Source organism: Nocardioides sp., from assembly GCF_035703625.1.
Lineage (GTDB): Bacteria > Actinomycetota > Actinomycetes > Propionibacteriales > Nocardioidaceae > Nocardioides.
The window spans coordinates 1-3,768 of sequence record NZ_DASSXS010000315.1 but is presented as its reverse complement, the minus strand read 5'-3'; the positions used below and the strand labels follow the sequence as shown (position 1 = coordinate 3,768).

Below are 3,768 nucleotides of genomic sequence, written 5' to 3'. Positions count from 1 at the left end.
CCTGATCACCCTCTCGATCTTCCAGATCCTCCAGGCGATCGCCGCGATCGCCAGGGACGAGGTGTTCGTCAGCGGGGTCAGCTACACCTACGCGATCGACCTCGCCACCTGGGGCTGGATCCACCTGGCGCTCGGCGTCCTCGCCCTCTGCATCGGCCTCGGGCTCCTCGCCGACATGACCTGGGCCCGGGTGGCCGGCATCGCGATGGCGGTCCTGGTGGCGCTGGCGAACTTCGCGTGGCTGCCCTACTACCCGCTCTGGTCCGTGCTCGTCATCGGGTTCAGCGTGCTGGTGATCTGGTCGCTGACGACGCAGCTGAAGACGGCCTGACTCGGCCGCAGTCGTTGTCGGCGAACGACGTTTGCCGCGTACGAACATCGCCTACGATGGAAATGGCGGTCGCCAGCTCGGGACTGCGGGGCGCCTTGCAGCTCAGGTTCTCCAAGCCCGTGGACAGCGGAGGAGGCCGTTTGTGTCGACGGATATGTCCGGCACCGACGCCCGCGCTGCCCAAGCGGACCATGACCGGTCCCCGACGGACTCCCTGTCCGGGGCGGTGCCCCGGCTGCCGCGCGTGTACGTGCCCCGGGCGCGCCTGTGGCACGGGTTGGACGTGGCGACCCAGAACCCTCTCACCCTGCTCGTTGCCCCGGTCGGGGCCGGCAAGACACTCGGGGTCAGCGGATGGTTGCGGCGAACCGGCCGATCCCTCGAGGACACGACCTGGGTGCATGCGGACAGGAGCTGGACCCCGGCCCGGTTGACTGCCCGGCTGAGCGCAGCGGCAGCGTCATCGAAGAATGCATCGGTGCCGCGGCTCGTCGTCGTGGACGACGCCCACCAGCTGCCGCCGTCCACGCTGCGCATGATCGACAAGCGGCTTGGCGAGCAGCCGCTCGACATGCGGCTGCTCCTGCTCTCCCGGTGGGACCTGCCACTTGCCAGGTTGGTGCCGGAGCTGCTCGGGCACTCCACCACCCTGCGTGGCGAGCTCCTGCGGATGGACCCGGCCGAGTCGGCCCAGCTGGTGATCGAGCACGCGCGCACCGAGGACCCGGCCGTCCTCAAGGCAGTCTTCGAGCGGGCCCAGGGCTGGTGCGCCCTGGTCGTCCTGACCGCGCGCGCCATCGCCACCGCTCCTGACCCGCTGGCGGCTGCCAACCGGTACGCCGCGGGCGGCGCCTCGGTGGCAGACCAGGTGGCGAGCGAGGTGTTCGCTGCCCTCCAGCCCCGCGAACGCCACCTGCTGCTCTGCCTGGCCGGGGAAGAGATCGTCAGCACCGTCACCGCCAGGCATCTGTCGCACGACTCCCGGGCCGAGGAGATCCTCTCTGCCCTGGAGACCACGGGGCTGCTCGTGGGCCGGCTTCCGGCCGAGCGCGAGTTCGCCCCGGAGCGTCCCGACGGAACTGACGAACCCGTGCGCTACCGGATCCATCCGCTCATGGCCGAGGTGACCCGGCGCCGCCTGGTCGCCGGAGGCGTCGACGTGTCCCGCGCCAGAGCGAACGTCGTCCGTGCCGTGCGGCTCGACCTGGCACGCGGCAACCGATCGCGCGCGGTCTCCAGGCTGGTGGCCGTCAACGAGCTGGACGAGGCAGCGACCGTCATCGCGTCCGAGGGGCTGGCCCTCACCACGCAGGGACTCGGCGCCATCATCCGGGACTTCGCGGCCAGGCACCCCGAGGCCGTGGAAGCCAACTCCGACTGCTGGTTCCCCGTCGCGTTCGAGCGGTGGCTCGACAACGACGTACCCGCGGCCACCCACTGGATGGACCGCTCCCTCGAGGTCGAGCTGGCCGCCGACCCGACCTCGGCGCGCACCGCCTGCCTCCGGCTGATGCGCTCCCGGCTGGGACTGGAGGGGATGGTCGCGGCAGTCGGACACGCCAAGCGAGTGGAGCTGCTGTCACACGGCCGCGCAAAGCCCCCTCCTGAGCTTCCCCTCCTGCTCAACGAGCTCGGAGCGACCCAGAGCTGGCTGGGCGACCTGGCCGAGGCGGAGATCAACCTCACCACCTCGATCGGCCTCTGCCGCAACCGGAACCTGTCCGCACTCGCGACCTCCGCGATGAGCCACCTGGCCCTGACGCAGTACATGCAGGGCCGCGAGCGCGCCTGCGCCGAGGTGGCGCTCCAGGCGCTGCAGGAGCTCGGCCAGGAGCTCACGTGGATGCCTCGCCACGCCTCGACCCCGGCCGGGGTCGCCTACCAGCTCGCCGTGCTGTGCGACCTGGCGGGGCAGACCGGGAAGTCGATGCAGACCGACGACGAGGTGGCCGTGCACGCAGCCGACCTCGTCGCCCGGTTCTGGGTGCGGATGCGCGACGCGCGGATGGCCCTGATGTCCGGATCGGTCTCGTCGGCGGAGCGGACCATCGAGGGCGCCCTCGACCTGCCCGAACTGCCCGACCACCTGCGCGTCGTGGTGCTCCTCGAGCGGGCCTTCCTGGCCAGTCTCGCGAGCGACCAGTCCCTGCTGAAGGAGGTCTCGGACGACCTCAGGAACCTCGGTGCGGTCGGCGAGGCGGCCCTGGCACAGGGTCTGTGCGACGACCTGGCAGGCGATCGACGCGGAGCGGCGGACCAGTTCGCCGCCGCTGCTCTCGACGTGACCTACTCCCAGCCGGCGACGAGGGCGCTCGCACTGGCGTGCGAGGCTCAGCTGCGAGACGTCCTGGGCGAGCACGAGGCCGCGCTCGACCGCCTGCGCGAGGCAGGTGTGGCCACCGAGGTACGCCGCAACGCGGTGCCCTTCCTCGGGTGGAGCCACCAGGGCACACCCATGGCCCCCCTGCTCGCACGCCTCGATGGCACCGCTTCCACCCCGTGGGTGCACGACCTGACCGAGGCAGCGGCCGAACGCCCCGACATCACCACCGTCTTCGCACCCACGACGGCCACGCCGCGAGAGCGGCTGTCGACCCTCGACTCCGTCGTGCGGCCGACGCTGAGCCCACGGGAGCGTGAGGTGCTCAACGAGCTCGCCCGCGGTTCGACGTACGCCGACATCGCGGCCAAGCTGTTCGTCTCCGAGAACACCATCAAGACCCACGTGTCGAGCCTGTACGGGAAGCTGGCCGTCAGCCGGCGCAGTGAGGCGCTGTCCGTGGCCCGCAACCTCCACCTGCTCTGAGTCGGCTGCGTCAGCGGGCGCGGTTGAGGGTCGAGCGTCGACATTGGTGGCTGGTTCAGGTCGCCAGCGTCCGCACCAGCTGGACCGCCGCCCACGTCAGCAGGCCGACCACCGTGACGCTGAGCGCGGCCAGGGCGACCAGGGCGGCGACACCCTCGATCACCACCCTGGTGCGCCCCGGCCCCAGCACCGACCCGCGCGCATGACTCTGCTGTACCGACATGTCGAGCTCCTCCCGTCCCAGCCGATCGCGGCTGCCCTGCGCGACACCTTCGCCGTCCCCTCCGTACGCCGCCTCCCCCGATACACGTGAGGTGCCAGCCGAACCGACCACCCAAAACAGGTGACCCACTGGCCACGCGCCTGACGCACTGTGTCGCCACAGGCGATCCCCACTGCCCAGGAGGCCCCGATGACCGACAATCTCTCCTCCGCCACCACGCAGTCGGACGTCTCGTCCGGCGTACCGAGGTCCATGACCCGACTCGTTGACCACTGGGGGCTGGTGCTCACCTACGGCCTGCTCACGATGGGGCTCGGCCTCGTCCTGGTCCTGTGGCCCGACCAGACGCTCAAGGTGCTGGCCGTCCTGATCGGCATCCAGCTCATCCTCACCGGCGCCTTCCGGCTG

At 70.9% G+C, this 3,768-nt stretch carries 4 protein-coding genes; 3 read left to right on the top strand and 1 reads right to left on the bottom strand.

Translation table 11 applies throughout. The annotated features are described in order from the left end of the window. The coding region (locus VFN12_RS16720) for a DUF7144 family membrane protein (protein WP_325119909.1) at window positions 1–331 on the top strand (331 nt) is incomplete at its 5' end. Between the two features lie 478 nt (window positions 332–809). Further along, window positions 810–3,137 carry a LuxR C-terminal-related transcriptional regulator gene (locus tag VFN12_RS16715; protein WP_325119907.1) on the top strand — a complete coding sequence of 776 codons (2,328 nt, stop codon included), beginning with the start codon at window positions 810–812 and terminating at the stop codon, window positions 3,135–3,137. Between the two features lie 55 nt (window positions 3,138–3,192). On the opposite strand, the gene VFN12_RS16710 is transcribed toward VFN12_RS16715, so the two are convergent. Next, entirely contained in the window at window positions 3,193–3,360 is a 168-nt protein-coding gene (locus tag VFN12_RS16710; protein ID WP_325119906.1) for a hypothetical protein, read from the bottom strand. 189 nt (window positions 3,361–3,549) lie between these two features. On the opposite strand from VFN12_RS16710, the gene VFN12_RS16705 reads away from it, so the two are divergent. After that, window positions 3,550–3,768 (top strand): DUF308 domain-containing protein (locus VFN12_RS16705; protein WP_325119905.1); only part of this gene is annotated, 219 nt, incomplete at its 3' end.